The 21,653-nt window shown below is 61.7% G+C and carries 19 protein-coding genes and 1 pseudogene; 12 read left to right on the top strand and 8 right to left on the bottom strand.

All coding sequences use genetic code 11. The features are described 5' to 3' along the window. Positions 1–482: 482 nt before the first annotated feature. The 7 genes from Q8O29_RS18135 (at position 483) to Q8O29_RS18105 (ending at position 7,330) form a co-directional block, all read left to right on the top strand. Entirely contained in the window at positions 483–1,718 is a 1,236-nt protein-coding gene (locus Q8O29_RS18135; protein ID WP_305565349.1) for a 3-methyl-2-oxobutanoate dehydrogenase (2-methylpropanoyl-transferring) subunit alpha, read from the top strand. Between the two features lie 137 nt (positions 1,719–1,855). Further along, entirely contained in the window at positions 1,856–2,860 is a 1,005-nt protein-coding gene (locus tag Q8O29_RS18130; RefSeq protein ID WP_305565357.1) for an alpha-ketoacid dehydrogenase subunit beta, read from the top strand. Positions 2,861–2,863: 3 nt separating this feature from the next. Further along, positions 2,864–3,085, top strand: a complete 222-nt coding sequence (locus tag Q8O29_RS18125) for a hypothetical protein (protein ID WP_305565347.1) — start codon at positions 2,864–2,866, stop codon at positions 3,083–3,085. A gap of 13 nt (positions 3,086–3,098) precedes the next feature. Beyond that, complete coding sequence (locus Q8O29_RS18120) at positions 3,099–4,445, top strand: dihydrolipoamide acetyltransferase family protein (protein WP_305565345.1); 1,347 nt, start codon at positions 3,099–3,101, stop codon at positions 4,443–4,445. A 3-nt stretch (positions 4,446–4,448) separates the two neighbouring features. Further along, positions 4,449–5,864 carry a dihydrolipoyl dehydrogenase gene (lpdA, locus tag Q8O29_RS18115; protein ID WP_305565343.1) on the top strand — a complete coding sequence of 472 codons (1,416 nt, stop codon included), beginning with the start codon at positions 4,449–4,451 and terminating at the stop codon, positions 5,862–5,864. Between the two features lie 114 nt (positions 5,865–5,978). Further along, on the top strand, positions 5,979–6,350 hold the full coding sequence (locus tag Q8O29_RS18110; protein WP_305565341.1) for a TIR domain-containing protein: 372 nt from the start codon (positions 5,979–5,981) through the stop codon (positions 6,348–6,350). 5 nt (positions 6,351–6,355) lie between these two features. Further along, positions 6,356–7,330, top strand: a complete 975-nt coding sequence (locus Q8O29_RS18105; protein WP_305565339.1) for a caspase family protein — start codon at positions 6,356–6,358, stop codon at positions 7,328–7,330. Between the two features lie 148 nt (positions 7,331–7,478). Here the strand turns inward: Q8O29_RS18105 and Q8O29_RS18100 are convergent. From Q8O29_RS18100 to Q8O29_RS18080, 5 genes and pseudogenes are all read right to left on the bottom strand, one after another. Next, positions 7,479–7,904, bottom strand: a pseudogene (locus Q8O29_RS18100) (nitronate monooxygenase); the annotation flags it as partial. Positions 7,905–7,997: 93 nt separating this feature from the next. Beyond that, positions 7,998–9,125 carry a lytic murein transglycosylase B gene (mltB, locus tag Q8O29_RS18095; RefSeq protein WP_371134275.1) on the bottom strand — a complete coding sequence of 376 codons (1,128 nt, stop codon included), beginning with the start codon at positions 9,123–9,125 and terminating at the stop codon, positions 7,998–8,000. Positions 9,126–9,186: 61 nt separating this feature from the next. Further along, positions 9,187–11,196: a DUF3488 and transglutaminase-like domain-containing protein gene (locus Q8O29_RS18090; protein ID WP_305565337.1), complete on the bottom strand. Its 2,010-nt coding sequence runs from the start codon at positions 11,194–11,196 to the stop codon at positions 9,187–9,189. A gap of 112 nt (positions 11,197–11,308) precedes the next feature. Continuing rightward, entirely contained in the window at positions 11,309–12,292 is a 984-nt protein-coding gene (locus tag Q8O29_RS18085; protein ID WP_305565335.1) for a DUF58 domain-containing protein, read from the bottom strand. 131 nt (positions 12,293–12,423) lie between these two features. Then, positions 12,424–13,344 carry a MoxR family ATPase gene (locus Q8O29_RS18080; RefSeq protein WP_305565333.1) on the bottom strand — a complete coding sequence of 307 codons (921 nt, stop codon included), beginning with the start codon at positions 13,342–13,344 and terminating at the stop codon, positions 12,424–12,426. Between the two features lie 30 nt (positions 13,345–13,374). Here Q8O29_RS18080 and Q8O29_RS18075 point away from each other — a divergent pair, with 30 nt between their 5' ends. From Q8O29_RS18075 to Q8O29_RS18065, 3 genes are read left to right on the top strand one after another with little or no spacing between them, the layout of a single operon-like run. Further along, on the top strand, positions 13,375–14,325 hold the full coding sequence (locus Q8O29_RS18075) for a histone deacetylase family protein (RefSeq protein ID WP_305565331.1): 951 nt from the start codon (positions 13,375–13,377) through the stop codon (positions 14,323–14,325). A gap of 14 nt (positions 14,326–14,339) precedes the next feature. Next, positions 14,340–15,131, top strand: a complete 792-nt coding sequence (locus Q8O29_RS18070) for an enoyl-CoA hydratase (RefSeq protein ID WP_305565329.1) — start codon at positions 14,340–14,342, stop codon at positions 15,129–15,131. Then, complete coding sequence (locus tag Q8O29_RS18065) at positions 15,119–16,423, top strand: mechanosensitive ion channel family protein (RefSeq protein WP_305565327.1); 1,305 nt, start codon at positions 15,119–15,121, stop codon at positions 16,421–16,423. Before Q8O29_RS18070 ends, Q8O29_RS18065 begins: the two co-directional genes overlap by 13 nt. A gap of 12 nt (positions 16,424–16,435) precedes the next feature. On the opposite strand, the gene Q8O29_RS18060 is transcribed toward Q8O29_RS18065, so the two are convergent. The 3 genes from Q8O29_RS18060 to Q8O29_RS18050 all read right to left on the bottom strand — a co-directional run bounded on the left by Q8O29_RS18060 (position 16,436) and on the right by Q8O29_RS18050 (position 19,292). After that, positions 16,436–17,728, bottom strand: coding sequence for a TRAP transporter large permease (locus Q8O29_RS18060; protein WP_305565325.1), 1,293 nt, complete (start codon positions 17,726–17,728; stop codon positions 16,436–16,438). Continuing rightward, on the bottom strand, positions 17,725–18,210 hold the full coding sequence (locus Q8O29_RS18055) for a TRAP transporter small permease (protein ID WP_305565323.1): 486 nt from the start codon (positions 18,208–18,210) through the stop codon (positions 17,725–17,727). The genes Q8O29_RS18060 and Q8O29_RS18055 overlap by 4 nt, the downstream gene beginning before the upstream one ends. 71 nt (positions 18,211–18,281) lie before the next feature. Continuing rightward, the gene (locus tag Q8O29_RS18050) at positions 18,282–19,292 is read right to left on the bottom strand and encodes a TRAP transporter substrate-binding protein (protein ID WP_305565321.1); all 1,011 of its coding nucleotides are present in this window, start codon (positions 19,290–19,292) and stop codon (positions 18,282–18,284) included. A gap of 376 nt (positions 19,293–19,668) precedes the next feature. Between Q8O29_RS18050 and Q8O29_RS18045 the strand changes: the two genes are divergently transcribed. Both Q8O29_RS18045 and Q8O29_RS18040 read left to right on the top strand, forming a co-directional pair. Further along, the gene (locus tag Q8O29_RS18045; RefSeq protein ID WP_305565319.1) at positions 19,669–20,418 is read left to right on the top strand and encodes an electron transfer flavoprotein subunit beta/FixA family protein; all 750 of its coding nucleotides are present in this window, start codon (positions 19,669–19,671) and stop codon (positions 20,416–20,418) included. A 108-nt stretch (positions 20,419–20,526) separates the two neighbouring features. Then, positions 20,527–21,459, top strand: coding sequence for an electron transfer flavoprotein subunit alpha/FixB family protein (locus tag Q8O29_RS18040; RefSeq protein WP_305565317.1), 933 nt, complete (start codon positions 20,527–20,529; stop codon positions 21,457–21,459). The last annotated feature ends 194 nt before the right edge of the window (positions 21,460–21,653 follow it).

Raw genomic sequence — 21,653 nt, 5'->3', positions numbered from 1 at the left:
CCAAATACACGGGCAGTGAATTGGACCGTCTTCGCCCTCGCCCTCCGGGAGAGGGTTGGGGGTGAGGGATTGAGCGTTCTGAATGTCATGAATTTTGAAACGCTCAATTGATCTTTTCCAAATACACGGGCAGTGAATTGGACCGTCTTCGCCCTCGCCCTCCGGGAGAGGGTTGGGGGTGAGGGATTGAGCGTTCTGAATGTCATGAATTTTGAAACGCTCAATAGTCCGTCAATTCAAACTCCTGCAAGAAAGCATGTGAAGCATTTGCGTCCCAAGCAAATGCTGTGCAAGCCGTGATAAGCCTCCAGTCGCGGTGGCGAACCGCGCTCAATTTCCGTTATGCTCAACAGCGCAAGCAATGCAGCCGGCAACCCCGCAGCCATTGCCGCATTGTCCGGCCTGCGCCTAGCCACCCGCTGCGCGTTGAACCGAATCCCCCGAATCTGCTGCAGGACACGACCCTGCCAGGAGTAATGCCAATGCCACAGCACGAACCCCTTCGTCTGCATGTCCCTGAGCCCACCGGACGACCGGGCCACGACACCGACTTTTCCTTCCTCCTCATTTCAGAAGCCGGTGCGGTGCGCCGCCCCCCGGTGGATGCGCAACCCGCGGAGACCCGCGATCTGGCGTTCACGCTGATCCGCGTGCTCGACGAAGCAGGCCAAGCCGCTGGCCCCTGGGCCCCCAAGGTTGATGTGGCGTTGCTGCGCAAAGGCATGCGCGCCATGATGAAAACGCGCGCCTTCGATGCCCGCATGTTGACGGCCCAGCGCCAGAAGAAGATGTCTTTTTACATGCAGTGTCTGGGCGAAGAAGCCATTGCCACGGCCCATGCCTTTGCCTTGAGCGAAGGCGACATGTGCTTTCCGACCTACCGGCAGCAAGGCTTGCTGCTCGCGCGTGAAGACGTGTCGATGGTTGACATGATCTGCCAGCTTTTTTCCAACCAGCGCGACCCGCTCAAGGGCAGGCAACTGCCGGTGATGTACTCCAGCAAGAAGCAGGGCTTCTTTTCGATCTCGGGCAATCTGGCCACGCAGGTGATTCAGGCCGTGGGCTGGGCCATGGCCTCCGCCATCAAGGGTGACAGCAAGATAGCGTCGTCCTGGATTGGCGACGGCGCCACGGCCGAGGCCGACTTTCACACTGGCTTGACCTTTGCCAACGTGTACCGTGCGCCGGTCATTCTCAACGTGGTTAACAACCAGTGGGCGATATCGACTTTTCAGGCCATTGCCGGCGGTGAAGGCACCACCTTCGCCGCGCGCGGTGTCGGCTGCGGCATTGCCTCGCTGCGGGTCGATGGCAATGATTTTCTGGCTGTCTATGCGGCCTCGCAATGGGCTGTAGAGCGCGCCCGCTGCAACCTCGGGCCCACGCTGATCGAGTGGGTGACCTACCGCGCCGGCCCGCATTCCACTTCGGACGATCCAAGCAAGTACCGGCCCGCCAACGATGCAGCGCGCTTTCCCCTGGGCGATCCGATTGCCCGCCTCAAGCAGCATTTGATCGGCCTGGACGCCTGGTCTGACGCGGAGCACGAGGCCACACAAAAGGAGCTTGAAGCTTCCGTAGCCGCAGCGCAAAAGGAGGCCGAAAGCCACGGCACGATGGCCAACGGGAACATGCAAAGCCCGGCCACCATGTTCGACGACGTTTACAAATCGATGCCCGAGCATTTGCGCCGGCAGCGTCAAGAGCTGGGAATCTGATCATGAAGCAAGAAACCAAAAACAAAGCCGAAACCGTGGAAACCAAGGCCGCCAGCGCCGGGCCGCCTCAAGCAAGGCCAGCCCCCTCGGGGGGCAGCGCATTACACGAAGTGAAAAGCGTGGGGGCCACCCTTAAGATGACGATGATCCAGGCGCTGCGCTCGGCGATGGATGTGATGCTGGAGCGCGACAGCAACGTGGTCGTCTATGGCCAGGACGTGGGCTATTTCGGTGGCGTGTTCCGCTGCACCGAAGGCTTGCAAAAAAAGTATGGCAGCTCGCGCGTGTTTGACACGCCGATTTCCGAGGGCGGCATCGTCGGCACGGCCGTGGGCATGGGCGCCTACGGCTTGCGCCCGGTGGTGGAGATTCAGTTTGCCGACTACTTCTACCCCGCCAGCGACCAGATCGTGTCGGAAGCGGCGCGGCTGCGCTACCGCTCGGCGGGCGACTTTACCGCGCCGATCACCATCCGCATGCCCTGCGGCGGTGGCATCTACGGCGGGCAAACCCACAGCCAGAGTCCAGAGGCCTTGTTCACGCAGGTTTGCGGCTTGCGCACCGTCATGCCGTCTAATCCCTACGACGCCAAAGGCTTGCTGATCGCAGCCATCGAGAACGACGATCCGGTTATTTTTCTCGAACCCAAGCGCCTGTACAACGGGCCGTTTGACGGCCACCACGACAAGCCGGTCGTGCCCTGGTCCAAACACCCCATGGGTGAAGTGCCGGAGGGTTACTACACCGTGCCGCTGGATTCAGCAGCGGTGTTTCGCCCCGGCAAAGCGCTGACCGTGATCACCTACGGCACCATGGTGTTTGTGTCCGAAGCGGCCGCGAATGAGAGCGGCATTGATGCCGAAATCATCGACCTGCGCTCAATCTGGCCGCTGGACCTGGAGACCATCGTCGCCTCGGTCAAGAAAACCGGTCGCTGCGTGGTGGTGCATGAGGCCACCCGCACCAGCGGCTTTGGTGCCGAACTGGTGGCGCTCATTCAAGAGCATTGTTTCTACCACCTCGAAGCGCCCATCGAGCGCGTGGCGGGCTGGGACACGCCCTATCCGCATGCCCAGGAGTGGGCCTATTTTCCTGGCCCTACACGGGTCGCAGCGGCGTTCAAACGCACCCTGGAGGCATGATCCATGAATCCTCAGTCGACCGCTTACCTCCGCTGGACAGATGGCATGGACACGGAAATTTTTGACCACGGCTGTACTCGCCGTGTGCGTGGCAGCGCTAGGCACCCGATTGCGCCGCGCTGCGGCACGCTGGTGGCGTTGCGCCTCCTTGCGGGCATTTGCCCGCCGCGTCGTTGCGCCTTGCCAGCGCACCGCATCGCAGCCCACTCGGGCACCTTCAACTAAGGAATCATGGATTATGGGAATTCACGCAATCAAGATGCCGGACATCGGCGAAGGCATTGCCGAGGTCGAACTGGTCGCCTGGCATGTGAAGGTCGGTGATGTGGTGGCGGAGGACCAGATCCTGGCCGATGTGATGACCGACAAGGCCACGGTCGAAATTCCGTCGTCGGTGGCGGGCACGGTCCTGGCCCTGGGCGGCGCGGTCGGCCAGGTGATGGCGGTCGGCTCCGAAGTGATTCGCATTGAAGTCGAGGGCGCTGGGAATGTGAAAGCTGGGGCTCCTGCAGCGCCGGTCGCTGCGACTTCGGCCGATCCGGTAGCGCCGGTTAAACCAGCCAAACCATCTAAGGCCGCGGCACCAGTTGCCATGGCAGCGGTCCCTGTTGCGGCTGCCAAGCCGGCGACAACTTCAGCCACTCCGGCGACGCTCCTGCGGCATGAACAGCCCGCACCCGCCGCCGCCCATGCGCGCCAGCCGGGTGACAAGCCCATCGCCTCGCCCGCTGTTCGGCGCCGGGCCTGGGAGCTGGGCGTGGAGCTCCAGTTTGTGCCCGGAACAGGTGCGGCGGGCCGCATCATGCAGGAAGACCTCGATGCCTATGCAGCCCGCGCGGCGAAAGGGCACGCAGCAGGCCAGAGCGATCAGCGTTATGCCGAGCGGCACCACCAAGAAGCGGTGCCGGTAATCGGCCTGCGCCGCAAAATCGCGCAGAAGATGCAGGAGTCCAAGCGCCGCATTCCGCACTTCACCTATGTCGAAGAAGTTGATGTGACCGAGCTGGAAGCCTTGCGCGCCCGTTTGAACGCCAGGTACGGCAAAGAGCGGGGCCGCCTGACGGTGCTGCCCTTTCTGGTTCGCGCCGTCGTGCTGGGGGTGCGTGAGTTTCCGCAGATCAACGCGCGTTATGACGACGAAGCGGCGGTGGCCACGCGCTATGGCGCGGTGCATCTGGGCATTGCCACGCAGACCGAAGGCGGCCTGATGGTGCCGGTGGTGCGGCACGCCGAGTCGCGTGACTTGTGGGCCTGTGCGGCCGAAGTGCTGCGCCTGGCGGAAGCGGCGCGCAGCGGCAAGGCCACGCGCGAAGAGCTCTCGGGCTCGACCATCACCATCACCAGCCTGGGCGCGTTAGGCGGCATTGTTACCACGCCGGTGATCAACCACCCCGAGGTGGCGATTGTGGGCATCAACCGCATCGTCGAGCGGCCCGTGATCCGGGGCGGCGCCGTGGTGCCGCGGCTGATGATGAACCTGTCGTCGTCGTTCGACCACCGCGTGGTCGATGGCATGCAGGCCGCCGAGTTTGTGCAGTTGCTGCGGGGCTACCTGGAGTCTCCAGCCACCTTGTTTGTGGAGTAGGGCATGCAAACGCAACAAACAACGCTACTGGTAATTGGCGGTGGGCCGGGCGGCTACGTGGCCGCGATTCGCGCAGCGCAACTTGGCATCGCCACGACCCTGGTCGAAGGCGCGCGGCTGGGCGGCACCTGCCTGACCATCGGCTGCATTCCGTCCAAGGCCCTGATTCACGCCAGCGAGGCTTTCCACAAAACCTGCCAGTTCGCCGGTGATTCAGCCATCGGCATTCATGTCGAATCGCCCCGCATCGACGTGGCGCAGACCGTGCGCTGGAAAGACGGCATCGTTGACAAGCTCACGCAGGGCGTGGGAGCCTTGCTGAAAAAGCACGGTGTCAAGGTCATTCAGGGCTGGGCAAAGGTGGTTGATGGCAAAACGGTTGACGTGTTCGAGCAGGAAGCGCGTGTTGGTACGGGTGCTGCCTCCCTGCGCATCGTCTGCGAGCACCTGCTGCTGGCAGCGGGCTCGCAGGAAGTGGCCTTGCCCGGCATGCCTTTTGGCGGGCGCGTGATCTCATCGACACAAGCCTTGTCGCCTGCGAAGGTGCCCAAGCGCCTGGTGGTGGTCGGTGCAGGCTACATCGGGCTGGAGCTGGGTATTGCCTACCGCAAGCTCGGTGCCGAAGTCAGCGTGGTCGAGGCGCTGGACCGCATTTTGCCGCTCTATGACGAAGAGCTGACCAAGCCGGTGGGCGCTTCACTGCGCCGGCTCGGGCTGCAATTGCATTTGAGCTGCAAGGTACAGGGGCTTAACGCGGCGGGTGATGCGGTGCGCATGCAGAGCGCGCAGGGCAAGGAATCCGAGTTGCCGGCCGATCAGGTGCTGGTGGCGATTGGCCGCGCCCCGCGCACGCAAGGCTGGGGCCTGGAGAGCCTGCTGCTCGACATGAACGGCCGCGCCGTGAAGATCGACGACCAGTGCCGCACCTCCATGCGCCATGTCTGGGCCATAGGTGATTTGACGGGCGAGCCGATGCTGGCGCACCGCGCCATGGCGCAGGGCGAGATGGTGGCCGAAATCATCTCCGGCAAGCGGCGCCACTTTGCGCCTGCGGCCATTGCAGCGGTGTGCTTCACCGACCCCGAAGTGGTGGTGGTGGGCCAGACCCCGCAGGAAGCAGCGCAAGCCGGCCTCGACTGCATTCACGCCAGCTTCCCGTTCGCCGCCAACGGCCGCGCCATGACGCTGGAGTCAAGCGAAGGCTTTGTGCGCGTCGTAGCCCGGCGCGACAACCACCGGGTCGTCGGCTGGCAGGCCGTGGGCGCAGGCGTGTCAGAGCTGAGCACCGCCTTTTCACACTCCATCGAGATGGGCGCCTGCCTGGAAGACGTGGCCGGCACCATTCACGCGCATCCGACTTTGGGTGAAGCAGTGCATGAAGCCGCGCTGCGGGCGCTGGGGCATGCTTTGCATATTTAGGGCGGGATGGGTGGGTGAGATGAGCTTACTATCGGTGGTTTGGATTTATTGCCCCGTGTTACCTGACCGGGGGTCAACCAATTTGCCGGATAGCGGCATTCAAAGGAGACCGACATGGCCGATAAAAAAGTGATCTTTGTTGCCTTCGCGATAGAGGACGAACGCCAACGCGATTTTTTAAAAGGTCAGTCACTTCTCACAAATTCTCCCTTCGAATACATAGATATGTCGGTGAAGGAGGCGTACGACGAGAACTGGAAAGATCGCGTACGAACCCGGATTCGTCGCTCCGATGGCGTTATCGCTCTCGTGAGCAGCAGCTCCCTTACATCGAGCGGGCAAAAGTGGGAGATCAGTTGTGCAGCAGAAGAGAACGTGCCACTGCTCGCCATTTGGGCATACACCGACGATCGGACTAAGCTTCCCGGCGTCAATACCGTGGTGTGGACTTGGCCAACAATCTCAGGCTTTATTAACAGGTTCTGAAGCAAATGAGAATTGCCCTCATCGTCGGGATCAACTATTACGACCACGGAAATTCCCTGTTTGGATGCGTAGATGACGCGCATGCAGTCAAGGCCGTCTTGGAACGTCACGACGGAGGATCCATAAATTTCGACGTGAAACTTCTAACTGGAAATGGGCCAACTGATAGGGTGGATCGAGCAGATTTGAAGGATCAGGTTCAGCAGCTCTTCGCAACGAAAGCTGAAGTCGCCTTGTTCTACTTTGCAGGCCACGGCCATATCGAAGCAGCTGGTGGATATGTGCTGGCAACCGACTCTAGGCGAGGTGACGAGGGCGTCTCACTTACGGAAATATTGACATTTGCCAACGCGTCCCCTGCAACGAACAAAATCATCGTTTTGGATAGCTGTCACTCGGGCATAGCTGGAAACGCACCGACTGCTGGGCAATTCGCAGCACTTGCAGAAGGACTGACGGTACTCACCGCGTCGACGGCTGAGCAATACGCGAAGGAGGAGGATGGGCGGGGGGTGTTTACGACGCTCTTTGTGGATGCGTTGAATGGCAGCGCGGCGAACCTGATCGGCGATGTAACTCCTGGCAGTATTTACGCCCACATTGACCAATCACTTGGGCTTTGGGAGCAAAGGCCAGTCTTCAAAACAAACGTACAGCGATTCGTTTCGTTGCGTAAGGTCGCTCCCGCAATTGCAATAGGAGACCTGCGCAGGATTAACGAGTTTTTCCCTAGCCCCGGATTTGAGTTTGCACTCGACCCAACATTCGAGCCGGAAATGAAAGGCCGTGATGAGGGCATGCCGCTGCCGGACCCCGAAAGCACGAGAACGTTTGCGATCCTGCAGCAGTACAACCGTCTCAATTTGCTAGTGCCGGTTGATGCGCCACACATGTGGAATGCTGCGATGGAGAGCAAAACCTGCGGACTGACAGCCCTTGGCGAACATTACCGGCGTCTCGGGGCAAAAAATCGAATTTAGAGGCGCCTTCTATGTGGTCTTGTCTGTCATATCGGTCGACAATCCCCAGTACTCACCATCGCTCATTTTGGGGAGCCAATTAAAAAGGCCCTGAACACAAAGCGCAGGGCCTTTTAATTTGGACTTAACTGGACGTCTTACGGCGCAATCAAGTCGGCAAAGCAATCTTGCCCTCCACGCTGAACTGGTAGTCCTTAAAAATGTGTTCAGCGCTCAGCGTCTGGTAGCTGCCGTCATCTAGCCGTCGCGTGGTGTCTTTCAGGCGGTAGGTGTAGTGCCCGCAGGTCCAGCAGTTGTAGTTGCGCATGTGGGTGCACAGGCAGGTCTTGTCCATGACCGAGATCGTCTTGGCGTCCGGGTGCAGGGCTACTTCGGCGTTGTAGGCCGTGATGTAGGCGCAGTTGCCGTTGCCATCGAGCAGGTAGCCATAGGACTCGCAACCCGGACGGATGCCCGAGCCGATGGCGGGCGTGTTCTTGAGCATGCGCATCGGGTAACCCGTCGGCGAGATGGTGTTGACGACAATGTCGTCCTCGCTGGCCTTGAAATATTCTTGTTTGACTTTGGCCGGCAAGTACACACCATAAGCTGACCGTGGCGGAGGCGCCTAGGATCGGAGACTGCTGCTTTGCATCACAGACGCAGCGATGAATACCTCTGTTTGCATCTATGGCCTGACTCGTGCCGCCACTTCCCGCCCCAGATCAATCACCGCCATCGCGTAATAACTGCTCCAGTTGTAGCGTGTGATCGCGTAAAAATTTTCCGTGCCGGCGACGTAAGTGGGTGGGCTGCCGCCGTTGTTCGGGTCGCCGTTGAGCAGCTCGATCAGCGCCAGCGGGCCGGTGTGGCTTAAGGCGTCGCCCTCCAGCACCGCGCCTTTGGCGCTGAAGCTGGCCACGCTGAAGGTCGGCAAAATATCGGGCGCCATCAAGGCGTCCATGTCCAGCGTAGCGGTATCAAAACGCACCGGGTAATGCGTGGGCATGCCGGTCTGCCAGTTGAAGGCCTTGAAGTAATTGGCGACCGAACCAATCACATCGGCCGGGCTGTTCCACAGGTCAATCCTGCCGTCGCCGTCAAAATCGACCGCGTATTTGACCCAGCTCGATGGCATGAACTGCGGCATGCCCATGGCGCCGGCGTAACTGCCGCGCGGTGCGGTTGGGTCGCTGCCCAGGCGGCTCTGGTGGCTGAGGAACTGCTCCAGCTCGCCCTTGAAAAATTCGCTGCGTTCGCGCGCACGCGGGTGTGCGGCGGGGAAGTCAAAGGCCAGCGTGGTCAGGGCGTCCAGCACGCGAAACTTGCCGGTGTCGCGGCCATAAATCGTCTCGACACCGATGATGCCGACGATGATGTCTGCCGGCACGCCATATTCCTGTTCGGCGCGGGCCAGCGTGGCCTGGTTGTCCTGCCAGAACCTGGCGCCGGCGGCAATGCGGATCGGGTCAATAAAACGGCTGCGGTAAACGCGCCAGTTTTTGCTGAAACTCTTCGCCGGTGGCTGCATCAGCCGTATCACGGTCGGGCTCATGCGCGCCTGGCCTATGGCCTGGCGTACCCACAACACATCCAGGTCGCGCCGACTCGCCAGGTCGTCGGCAAAACGCATGACCTCGGGGCGGCTCGCGTAGGCGGTTTCCTGCGGCGCTGCCTGGCGCCCGGTATTTTGCTGAACCTTGATGCTTTTTAGGTCGTTGGCCCATGCTGTACCTGCGTAAGTAGCTATCAAAATAGTAGCAACCCACACGCGCTGCAAAGTTGGCTTGGGCCAGAAGAGGGAAAAGTCAATCATGAAAAAAGCGTGTCCTGAAGCTAAAAAATAGTTGAGTGGGTTGTTCGTGTCGGCTGCGGGCTTATCCCGGCCAGCCCAGACTGGCGTAATGCCGCTGAAGCTGTCTCAAGCGGCTGCGCGCGGCGCCGTCGGCACTGGCCGCGTAACGTTGCACTTCCATTTGCATCAGCCAGTCGTGCAGCTCCCGCCCGTCGTCGCCGTAGCGGGCCAGCACCTGCCCGGCCAGTACGCGCGGCGAAGTGGCCGGCCCGCTGCTGATGCCGACTTTGTGCAATTGTCTGCGCGCGCGCGCCAGTAGGCGCAGCCACGGGTCGTGCTGCACCCGCTCCCACAGGCCCCAGGCCGCGCCGGCTGCACTGACCAGCACGATGACACCAATCAGTACATAGGCCAGGTCTTCCCAGCTCGGTGCGTCAAAACCCATGTTCCGCAGCAGATTGAGTTGTTTGCCCTGGGTGTAATTGAGAACCCACTGGTTCCAGCGGTTGTTCACCGCCTCCCAGGCGGCGCGCAATTGGGCTGACAGATTCGGGCTGAAGGTGCCCAGCGCCTGTCCAACCACCCCTTGCGGAGCCGTCAGCCGCTGGAAGGCGCCGGTGCGGCCCGGGGCGACGGCCGAGGTCGGGTCCACCCGCACCCAGCCCGCGTCGGCCTGCCAGACCTCGGTCCAGGCGTGCGCATCGCTCTGGCGCAACACCCAGAAACCATCGACGGAATTGAGCTCGCCGCCCTGGTAGCCGGTGACGATGCGCGCTGGCACATCCATGGCGCGCATCAGCACCACAAAGGCCGAGGCAATATGTTCGCAAAAACCTTCCTTGCGGTCGAACCAGAACTCGTCGGCGGTGTTGGCACCGTAGACGCCAGGCTCCAGCGTGTAGGTGTAGCCGCCGGTACGCAGCTTGTCCATGGCGACCTGCACCAGCGCCTGGGTGCCGGCCTGCGCGTAGCGCGGATCACGCCGGATCTCGGTGGCGAGCGCCAGCGTGCGGGGGTTGAAACCCGGCGGGAGCTCGACAAACTCCTGCAGTCCGACCTCCTGCTTGTCCGGCCCGTGCCGAAACACCGGGTGGCTTTGCACCTGATAGCGGACGATATCGGTGATGGGCCGGTCCGTGAACCACTGCAACTCGCTGCTCATGCGAGTCCGGTAGCCGGGTAATACGGGGCTTTCGCCGGCCGCCTCCATCACAAACAGCCAGGGTCGACTGGTGGGCTCCAGTGTGACCTGGTAAGAAACGGGTGTTCCCTCGAGCTTCAGATTGTCGGCCAGCTTGTAGCGGGAGGGGAAAAGCGAGCTTGAGGAAGACCGCCATTCCCGGCCGTCGAAGCTGGAGAGCACCGGGCCGCGAAAATACAGCTCGCGCTGCGGCGGTGGCCGGCCTTCAAAGGCAATACGCATGGCGATACTGTCGTCCAGCGCCAGACTGGCGATGGTGCCGACCTGCATGGTGGCGCTCAGGCCGCTGCGGCCGGTCATGGCGTCAGTCGGCGTGCCCCACAGCGGTGCCAGCCGTGGAAACAGCAAAAACAGCACCACCATCACCGGCGCGCCCAGCAGCGCCATCCAGCCGGCCGTTTTTGCGGCTTGCAGCAGCGGCGGCTTGCCGACCGGCATGTGCGCATTGACCAGGGCCGTCAGCAGGCCCAGCAGCCCCAGCAGCATGCTGAAGGCCGTCAACAGCGACTGGGAGTAGAAAAAATTGGTGAGCATGGTGAAGAAGCCGAGGAAGAACACCACAAAAGCGTCGCGCCGGGCGCGCAGCTCCAGGGTTTTGAGCGCCAGCAGGATCACGATCAGCGTGACCCCGGCATCGCGGCCCAGCAGGGTTTTGTGGGTCAGCAGCGTGGCGCCGACGGCCATCGTCAGCAGCACCAGCAGCCACCATTGGTTCGGCAGCGGCTGATTGCCAAAAGCCAGCTTGCCGCGAAAAAGCAACATGGCCGCCGCCAGCGCGCTGCACCACCAGGGCAAGTGGCTGACCTGCGGCAGCAGCACCCAGGCGATCACCGCCAGCAGGAACAGGGTGTCGCGGCTGTCGCGGGGCAAGGATTGGAGGCGGGCTAGCATTTGACATACCCGCCGGTTCTTGAAAGTGCCTGCGCCAGTGGCTGATCGAAGGATCCAACAAAGGGCGGATGCACGGGTGATCGTTCCTGGACATCGCTTGCACAAACGCTGCTCAACATAAAGCCAGCGCCTCCAGACACAGTCGTTTGTGCGCCTCCCCACTGGAGGGCTTGATTTGCACCCCCGGCAGTCGCAGGCCATAGCTCAGGCTCAGCTTGTCGGCCTGCAGCACCCAGGCGCACAGGCGTGCCAGCCGGCCTTCGGTGTCCAGCGAGCCGGTCTGCACAAAGTCCAGCCAGAGTTCATGGCGCTGGGCCTGCTGGGCATCGCGCACCACCAGGCCGTTGCCCTGCTCGTCGGCCTTGGCGGCTTTTTTCCACATGACCAGTTTGAGCGGGTCGCCGCGGCGGTAACTGCGTATGCTGTCGAAGTCGCCGCTGCTTTGCACCCGCGCGGTTGCGCTGGCCGCGCCGGAACGTGGCTCGCCGGGCGGCAGGGGCGGGGGTTGGCGTTCTGGCGCGGGGTAGACCAGCACCTGCGCAGCAGGCCGCCAGAGGGTCCAGACGCGAAAGGTACCCAGCGGAAAACGTGTTTCGGCGGTCAGGGTGGGCAGGCGGTGCAGGCCGCGCCGAGGTGGCGTGAAGGCCACCTGCACGGTGCTGCTGCCTTCGGCCGGTACGTCGGTCCAGGCCCAGTGCAGCCCGTTTTTTGCATTGATCGGGTTCAACACACTCAGGCCGATGCCGTGGCGGACAGAGCGTCGGGTGTTCGTGAGCTTGACATAAAAAATGGCTGCAGCCCCCGCGTGCTGGGGCGGAGGTGCTATCAAATTCATGGCAAGGCCGCGCAACGTGCCATGGCACACATGCATGCCTGTGACGGCGCTGCCAGCCAACAGAAAGGTCAGCAGGTAGCCCAGATTGAGCTGGTAATTGATGGAGGCAACCAGCAGTACCAGCAGTGTCAGCGCCAACATGAGGCCAGGCCGTGTCGGCAGGATGTAGACGTTGCGCTGGGTCAGCAGCACGCTGTCGCTGAGAGGTAGGCGGCTTTGCCACCATTGCTGGAGGCGCCCGCGAAGGAATGTGGCCCCCACGCTGGTCGCCTCGCGCGCCTTCGGCGTTGCGCTGCCCCTTTCATCACGAAGAGGGGCTAATTTCCCTTGGGGCGGCCCGGCGGGAAATTGCCGTGCCACGTCGGTCGCATGTCCTCTTCCTGGCGGAGGCTTCATGGCAGAGGAACGGTCTCGAGCATGGCCCGCACCTGTTCGACCGCGCCGCGTCCGGCGCTGGTGACCGGCGTCAGCCTGTGCGCGGCGGTTTGCGGCAACACGGCGACGACGTCGTCGGGCGCCACATAGTCGCGGCCGCTCAAAAACGCCTGGGCACGGGCGGCGCGCATCACCGCAATGCCGGCACGCGGGCTCAGGCCCTGCAAAAACCATTGGCCCGAACGTGTGGCGGCAATCAGGTCCTGCAGGTAATTGAGCAGGGGCTCGGTCGCATGCACCTGTAGCACCTCTCGCTGCAGCTCCAGCAGGTCGTGCGGCGTCAGCACGGTAGCCAGCTTGTCCACCATCTCGCGGCGGTCGCTGCCGCCCAGCAGCAGCCTCTCAGCGGCGCGGTCCGGATAACCCAGAGAAATGCGCATGTGGAAACGGTCCAATTGCGACTCGGGCAGGCAATAGGTGCCCAATTGATCGTGCGAATTTTGCGTGGCGATCACAAAAAACGGCACAGGCAGCGGCCGCGTCTCGCCCTCCACGGTGACCTGTTTTTCTTCCATGGCTTCGAGCAGCGCGCTCTGCGTGCGCGGGCTGGCGCGGTTGATCTCGTCGGCCAGCAGCACCTGGGCGAACACCGGACCGGGGTGAAAGACAAAACTTTCTTTCTGACGTTCGTAAATCGACACGCCGGTCAGATCGCTGGGCATCAGATCGGCGGTGAACTGCACGCGCGAAAATTGCAGGCCGAAGGAGCGGGACAGGGCGTGCGCCAGCGTGGTTTTTCCGACGCCGGGCACATCTTCAATCAGTAAATGCCCGCCGGCCAGCAGGCAGGCCACGCAGTCCTGGACCTGGGCCGGCTTGCCCACAATGACCGTGTTAAGCTGATTTAATAGTGCCTGAATCTTTTGTTTCGCGTTCATGCCATCAACCTTACCGCAAAAATTTCCGTTATGAATGCCACTGCGTATTTCACCCATGCCGATTGCCGTAAACATGAAATGGGACCGGGTCATCCGGAGTGTCCGGAGCGGCTTGATGCGATTGAAGACCGGCTGCTGATCACCGGCGTCGGCGATGCGCTGGACCGGCGCGAAGCACCGCTGGCTTCGCTGGGCGACCTGGAACTCGGGCATGACCGCATGATGATCGCGGGCATCCGTGGCCTGGGCGACCAACTTGCCGACGATACCCTGGCCGGCGGACCGAAATATGCCCAGCTGGATCCGGACACGGCGCTCAATGCCTTCACCTGGAACGCCATCCTGCGCGGCGCCGGTGCCGCACTGGCCGCCACCGATGCGGTGATGGCCGGCGAGGTCGAAAACGCTTTCTGTGCGGTGCGGCCGCCCGGCCACCATGCCTGCCATGACCGCGCCATGGGATTCTGCTTTTTCAACAACGTGGCGATCGCCGCCAAATACGCGCTGGAGCGGCACGGCCTGGAGCGGGTCGCGATCGTGGACTTCGATGTGCACCACGGCAACGGCACCGAAGACATCATTCGCGGCGATGACCGCATCCTGATGGTGAGCTTTTTCCAGCATCCGTTTTACCCGCACGGCGGCACCCGCGGCGGCGACAACATGGTGAACATCCCCGTGCCCGCGTACACCAAGGGCGCGGCCGTGCGCGACATGATCGAGGCGATGTGGATGCCGCGGCTCGAAGACTTCAAGCCCCAGATGATTTTCATCAGCGCCGGGTTCGACGCACACCGCGATGACGACTTGGGCCAGCTCGGTCTGGACGAGCAGGACTATGCCTGGATCACCCAGCGCATCAAGGATGTCGCGCATCGCCACGCGGGCGGGCGCATCGTCTCCTCGCTCGAAGGCGGCTACAACCTCAAGGCCCTGGCACGCAGCGTGGAAGCGCATATTCGCGTGCTGGCTGACCTGTAATTCCTGCGGTGAACATGCCGATGCAAGCGATGACCGATGCGGCGATACACAGCCGCGATGCGCGCGGTGTCAATCGGATCACGCTGAATCGCCCGGACGCCTTCAACACCCTGGGTGAAGAGATGCTGGCCGCGCTGCAGGCCGCGTTCGATGCGGTGGCTGCAGACCCGCAGGCGCGCATCGTGGTGCTGGCCGCACAGGGCAAGGCTTTTTGCGCCGGCCACAACCTCAAGGAAATGCGCGCGCAGCCCGAGCTGGCTTACTACCAGAAGCTGTTTGCGCAGTGCACCCGCATGATGCTGGCCATCCAGAACCTGCCGGTGCCGGTGCTGGCCCGTGTGCAGGGCGTGGCCACGGCGGCTGGTTGCCAATTGGTCGCGCAATGCGACCTGGCGATTGCCGGCAGCCCCGCGACGTTTGGTGTCAACGGCATCGACGTGGGCCTGTTCTGCGCCACGCCCAGCGTGCCGCTGGTGCGTAACATTCCGGCCAAGCAGGCCATGGAGATGCTGCTGACCGGCGGCTTCATCACGGCTGACGAAGCTCGCACCCGCGGCCTGGTCAACCGCGTGGTGCCGCTGGAGGAGCTCGATGCCGCCGTTGAGCAGATGGTGGCGTCCATTCTGGACAAACCCCGCGAGGCCGTGGCCATGGGCAAGGCGCTGTTCTACCAGCAGCGCGAAACCGGCATCGCTAGCGCCTACCAGTTGGCCGGGCAGACCATGGCTTGCAACATGGTGCATCCCGTGGCGCAGGAAGGCGTGCAGGCCTTTATCGACAAGAGGAAGCCGCAATGGCCGCAGTAAAACCCAGCGCCCGGATCGAAGACCTTGATTCGTGGCTGGCCACCATCGCACAGCCCAGTGCGCTGGCCGAACTGGCCATGTTGTTGGCCTGCGCGGTCCTGGCCTGGGCACTGGTCTGGGGGGTCCGCCGCGCCAGCGCCTTGCCCGACGAGCGCTCGATCTGGTTCGGTCGGCAAATCATCGATGGCGTGATGTTTCCGCTGCTGCTCTTGTGCCTGGCCTATTTTTCCTTCATGCTACTGGCGCTCTGGTTGCCGCTGGCGGTGTTCAAGATCGCCATTCCGGTGTTGGTCGCGCTGGCAGTCATTCGTCTGGGCGTCAAGGTGTTGCAGGTGGTGTTTGTGGACGCGCCCGTTGTGCGGGTTCTTGAACGCAGTATTTCCTGGCTCGCCTGGCTTGCCATGGTGCTGTGGGTCAGCGGCCTGCTGCCGCTGGTACTGGAAGAGCTCGATGACATACGCTGGAAAGTAGGCGACTCCACGCTGTCAGTGCGCACCCTGATTGAGGGCGCTTTAACGGCGGGCATTGTGTTGCTTATTGCCTTGTGGGTATCGGCCGCCATCGAGTCGCGCCTGCTCAAGTCGGCCACTGGTGGCCAGTTGTCGCTGCGCAAAGCCCTGAGCAACGCCACGCGCGCACTGTTGGTGTTTGTGGGTCTGCTGGTGGCGCTGTCAGCCGTCGGGATTGATCTGACGGCCTTGTCGGTCCTGGGCGGGGCCATCGGCGTCGGGGTGGGTTTTGGTCTGCAAAAGCTCGCGGCCAGTTATGTCAGTGGTTTTGTGATGCTGGCCGAGCGCAGCGTGCGCATCGGCGACAACATCCGGGTCGATAACTTCGAGGGCCGAATTACCGACATCAACGCGCGTTACACGGTCGTGCGTTCGCTCGGTGGGCGTGAGTCCATCGTGCCCAACGAGATGTTCATCAGCAATCGCATTGAAAATCTGTCACTGGCCGACTCGCGCGTGTTGCAGTCCACCGTGGTTTCGGTGGCTTACGACAGCGACGTGGAGCTGGTGATGCGCTTGCTGACCGAAGCGGCGCTGAGCCAGGACCGCGTGGTACGTGATCCCGCTCCCGGGGTCAATCTGACCAACTTTGGCGCTGATGGGCTGGAGTTCACCCTGAACTACTGGATGACCGATCCGGAAAACAGCCAGCAAAACCTGCGCTCGCGCATCAACCTGGGTATATTGCAGTCGCTGCGCGCCAACGGTGTCGAAATTCCCTACCCACAACGGGTCATCCACACGCGGCCCCAGCCGGGGGAAGAGGTGGCCAGGCCCTCCTGAGCTTGGTGTGCCTCACTTCATGAAGGACGGCAGCCAGAGGCTCAGTATCGGGAAGGCCAGCAACAGGCCCAGCGCCACGATCTGCATAAAAACAAAGGGCCAGACGCCGCGGAAGATGTTGCTCAGACCGACACGGGGCAGCAGGGTGTTCAGCACAAACAGGTTCATGCCGACCGGCGGCGAGATCAGGCCGATCTGGATCACCATGACGATCAGCACGCCAAACCAGACTGGATCGAAGCCGAGTGCCATCACGATCGGGAAAAACAGCGGGATGGTCAGCAGCACCATGGTGAGTTCTTCCATCACGGTGCCCAGCACGACGTAGATCAGCATCATGGCGCCGACGATCATCACCGGCGGGAGTCCGAGATGCGTGATCCACTCTTTCAGGTCGCCGGGCATGGAGGTGAAGTTCATGAAGTTGGCAAAAATCGTCGCCGCAATCAACAGCGTAAACAGCATGGCGGTGGTTCGCGCCGATTCCACCAGCACTTCCAGTGTGGCCTTGACCGTCAGCCGACGCCGTGCCAGCGCAAAGAGGAAGGCGCCGGCCGCGCCTATGCCTGCTCCCTCGGTGGCGGTGAACACGCCGCCGTAAATGCCGCCCAAGACCAGCAGCATTAGCAGCAGCACGCCCCAGATGCCGCGCAGGGCTTTCCAGCGATCAGGCCAGGATGTTTTTTCTCCGGCCGGCGCATGCTCGGGGTCCATGAAGGTCATGAAGAGAACCGCCACCATCAGCAGCAGCGCGATCAGGAGACCCGGAATCACGCCGGCCGCGAACAGCTTGCCGATGTTGGTTTCCGTCACGATGCCGTAGATCACCATGATGGTCGAGGGCGGAATCATGATGCCCAGGGTGCCGCCGGCGGCAATCACGCCGGTGGATAACGAGTCGCTGTAGCCGAGCTTTTTCATCGACGGGTAAGCCACCTTGCTCATGGTGGCAGCGGTCGCGATGGATGAGCCGCAGATCGCGCCGAAACCCGCACAGGCCATCACGGTAGCGTGGGCCAGACCGCCGCGAAGGTGGCCGATAAAGGCATAGGCCGCATGGAAGAGTTCGTGGGCCAGGCCGGCCTTCGCGACAAAATTTCCCATCAGGATGAACAGCGGAATCACCGACAGCGTGTAGGCAAACCCGGTCTCATGCACCACCTGCGCGGTGCTGGCCAGGGCCGGAAGCCAGCCGCGCGTCAGACCCATCCCGACGATACCGACCAGGCCCATCGCAAAGGCCAGCGGCAGGCGCAGCAACGCCAAAAGGAAGATGGCAGCAAAACCAAGCAGGGCTTCGATCACAGCGTGGCTCCTTCGCCAGCTTCTTCGGCCGCAGACGGCCGGAACACCAGACCCAGGTGGATCAGCCCCGCTACCGCGCACAACGCGGCCATGCCGTACATGAACGGCGCTTTCAAAATTTTGAGCTGGGCCGTGGTTTCACCGGTTTCCAGGTACTGGCCACCGACCTGCCACATCAGCCAGCCCAGGCCCAGCAAGGTCGCCGCGCAGACGGCCTGCATCAGGGCGCGCTGGATCTTGCGCAGGCCTTGCGGCAGGTAGTGGTCCAGCGAGTCGAACACCACATGTTCACCGCGCAGCGACACCAGCGGAAGCGCGGCAAAAATCACCACCACCATCAGCAGCTCCGTGAGTTCGAGCGAGCCGGGAATGGAATTGGACAGCAACTTGCGCCCGCCGACGTCAAAAAAAGTCAGCGCCATGATGGCGAACAGGGCAGCGGCAGCCAGCAGGCCGCACACGGTTTCAATCAGCTTGTTCAATCTTTGCCTCAATCCATAAAAAACGCGGCCTCATTGTCCATGAGGCCGCGCTAAAAAAACGGTAAGACGGATTACTTTTCCTGGCGGGCGATTTCGGCGCGGAATTCGGCCAGAACTTTGGCCGCATCTTTCATGCCCTTGGCCTCGGCGTCCTTGATCCACTTCTGCTCCAGCGGAGCAGTTTTTGTTTTGACGTCAGCGACGAATTTTGCATCGGCCTTGACGATCTGCACGTTGTTGGCCTGCATCAGCGCCATGGCGCGGCGGTCCACCTTGTCCCAGCCTCGGCCGAACATGCGCGCTGCCACTTCGCCGGAGATCGCATCCACGGCTTTCTTTTCGTCAGCGCTGAGCTTGTCGTACTTGCCCTGGTTCATCATGAAGACAAAGCTGGTGTTGTACAGGCCACCTGGAAACATCGTGGCATGTTTGATCAGTTTGTCGATCTTGAAGGACTCGGTGGATTCCGCAGGGAACAGGGTCCCATCCATGACGCCGCCGGACAGCAGCTCATAAGAGTCGGGTGCGGGTTTGAGCGTGACATTCATGTTCAGCACTTTGGAGATCTCATTGACCATGCCGCCGCCCACGCGCCACTTCAGGCCGCCGAGCTCCTCGACAGTGGTGACCGGCCGCTTGGTGTTGAACACAATGCCAGGGCCGTGCGTGAAAAAGGAGATGACCTTGACACCCTGGTGCTCAGACAGGAATTGCGGGTTCTTGAAGGCCACCTTGTTGAAGGCCACTGAAATCGGCTCCGAGGTGTTGCCCAGGAAGGGGAACTCGGACATCTGGGTGTAGAGGAAACGCCCCGGCGTGTAGCCGTGCACGGTGTAAGACACATCGGCCAGGCCGTTTTTCACCGCATCCAGCGTACCGGGCGCGGCCGTGACACCACGCGGCAGGATGTTGCATTTCATTTTTCCGGCCGTGTTTTTCTCCAGCAGGTCGCACCATTCTTTTTGGGCCATGCTCAGGGTGTGAGTGGGTGGCAACCAGCTAGAGACGGTCAACACGGTTTGGGCGGAGGCAAGACCGCTGCAGACGGTCAGCAGCGCGGCGACGATGGGTTTGATCTTCATTCAATGCTCCGGAACGGTCAGCAGGCTGACCAGATTACTCGTGGGGACGATCCGGCGGTGTGAAGCCGCTGTTTCATCCGGAACCGTGACTTTATGTCAGCGATGCGCCGCAGTCTGTCCCTACTTACCCCAATTAACCGACCCATCGGTCTGTTAATTGACGGACGGCAATTGTCGCCGGGGCAACAGCGCATTGGGCCGACGGCTCTAATTCGGTGTCAATCGGTCTTTATAATTAAATAGAACGGTCGTTCTATTCTTGCGATGTGCTCTGCAATGCCCCCCCCGCAGACCGTGGTCGATGGGGCGTTGTGCATGTGCAGCATAGAATCAAATGCTTTACGTGAACGTCAATCAATAACTCTGGAGTTCTCCCATGAAGGTCCTGGTCCCCGTCAAACGTGTTGTCGATTACAACGTCAAAGTCCGCGTCAAATCTGATGGCACCGGTGTTGATATCGCCAACGTCAAAATGAGCATGAACCCGTTTGACGAGATTGCCGTCGAAGAAGCCACCCGCCTCAGGGAAAAAGGTGTGGTCACCGAAGTCATTGCCGTGAGCTGCGGCGTGGCCCAGTGCCAGGAAACCCTGCGCACGGCCATGGCCATCGGTGCTGACCGCGCCATCCTGGTGGAGACGACAGAAGAGTTGCAGCCGCTGGCGGTGGCCAAACTGCTTAAAGCCCTGGTGGACAAAGAGCAGCCCCAGCTCGTGATCCTGGGCAAACAGGCGATTGACGACGACTGCAACCAGACCGGCCAGATGCTGGCCGCCTTGCTGGGCTGGCCGCAGGCAACCTTTGCCTCCAAGGTCGATGTGGCCGACGGCAAGGCCGTGGTCATGCGCGAGGTAGACGGCGGCATGGAAACGCTGTCATTGAGCCTGCCGGCCATCATCACCACCGACCTGCGCCTGAACGAGCCGCGCTACGTGACCCTGCCCAACATCATGAAGGCCAAGAAAAAGCAGCTCGACAACTTCAAGCCCGAAGACCTCGGCGTGGATGTCAAGCTGCGGCTGAAGACGCTCAAGGTCAGTGAACCGCCCAAGCGCAGCGCCGGCATCAAGGTGCCCGACGTCGCCACGCTGGTGGACAAGCTGCGCAACGAAGCCAAGGTCATTTAACAACCACAGCTGTTTTTGCGGGCCTGACCCGCGATCCATGCGGGTGCGCCACCATGGATTCCGGATCAAGTCCGGGATGACAGCAGTCAAAAAAATCAGGAGCTACTCATGACATCCCTCGTAATTGCAGAACATAACAACGCCAGCATCCGTCCCGCGACCCTCAACACCGTGACCGCGGCCGCCCAGTGCGGCGGCGACGTGCATGTGCTGGTGGCGGGCCTGAACGCCGGCCCCGCTGCCCAGGCCGCCAGCCAGATCGCCGGTGTTGCCAAAGTCATCCACGTGGATGGCGCACATTTTGAACACGGCCTCGCCGAAAACATGGCCGCCCAAGTGATCGCGCTGGCCAGCAGCTATTCGCACATCCTGTTCCCGGCCACGGCGTCGGGCAAGAACATCGCGCCGCGCGTGGCGGCTCTGCTCGATGTCGGCCAGATATCCGACATCACCAAGGTGGATGCAGCCGACACCTTCGAGCGGCCCATCTACGCCGGCAACGCCATTGCCATCGTACAGAGCCTGGATGCGACCAAAGTCATCACTGTGCGCACCACTGGTTTTGACGCGGCTGCGGCCACCGGCGGTTCGGCTGCGGTGGAAACCGTCGCAGGCGTTGCCGACAGCGGCAAGTCGGTCTTTGTCGGCAGCGAAATCGCCAAGAGCGACCGCCCCGAGCTGACCGCCGCCAAAATCATCGTCAGTGGCGGCCGGGCGCTGGGCAGCGCCGAAAAATTCAACGAAGTCATGACGCCGCTGGCGGACAAACTCGGTGCGGCGCTCGGCGCCTCGCGTGCCGCCGTGGACGCCGGCTACGCGCCCAACGACTGGCAGGTCGGACAGACCGGCAAGATCGTCGCGCCGCAGCTGTACATTGCCGCCGGCATCAGCGGCGCGATTCAGCACCTGGCCGGCATGAAGGACAGCAAGGTCATCGTGGCGATCAACAAGGACGCAGAAGCGCCGATTTTCAGTGTGGCCGATTATGGGCTGGAGGCTGACCTGTTTGCGGCTGTGCCTGAGTTGACGGCTGCGCTGTAATGCAAGCTCTTATTGCACTGACGCAGTTATAGAAAGTCAAAGAAAGAAGTTCACAAAGAGATCAGGAGATCAAGAGAGGCTCAAACAAAGTCTTTCTTGACTTTCTCCTGATCTCTTTGATCTCCTTGTGAAATCTTATTTTCTTCTGTGATTTTCCAGATCAAAACCTGTGAAGTTCTATTCCATCAGAGACA

The sequence above is a fragment of the Polaromonas sp. genome (assembly GCF_030689685.1).
Lineage (GTDB): Bacteria > Pseudomonadota > Gammaproteobacteria > Burkholderiales > Burkholderiaceae_C > Polaromonas.
This window is presented reverse-complemented; position numbering and strand designations above follow the sequence as displayed.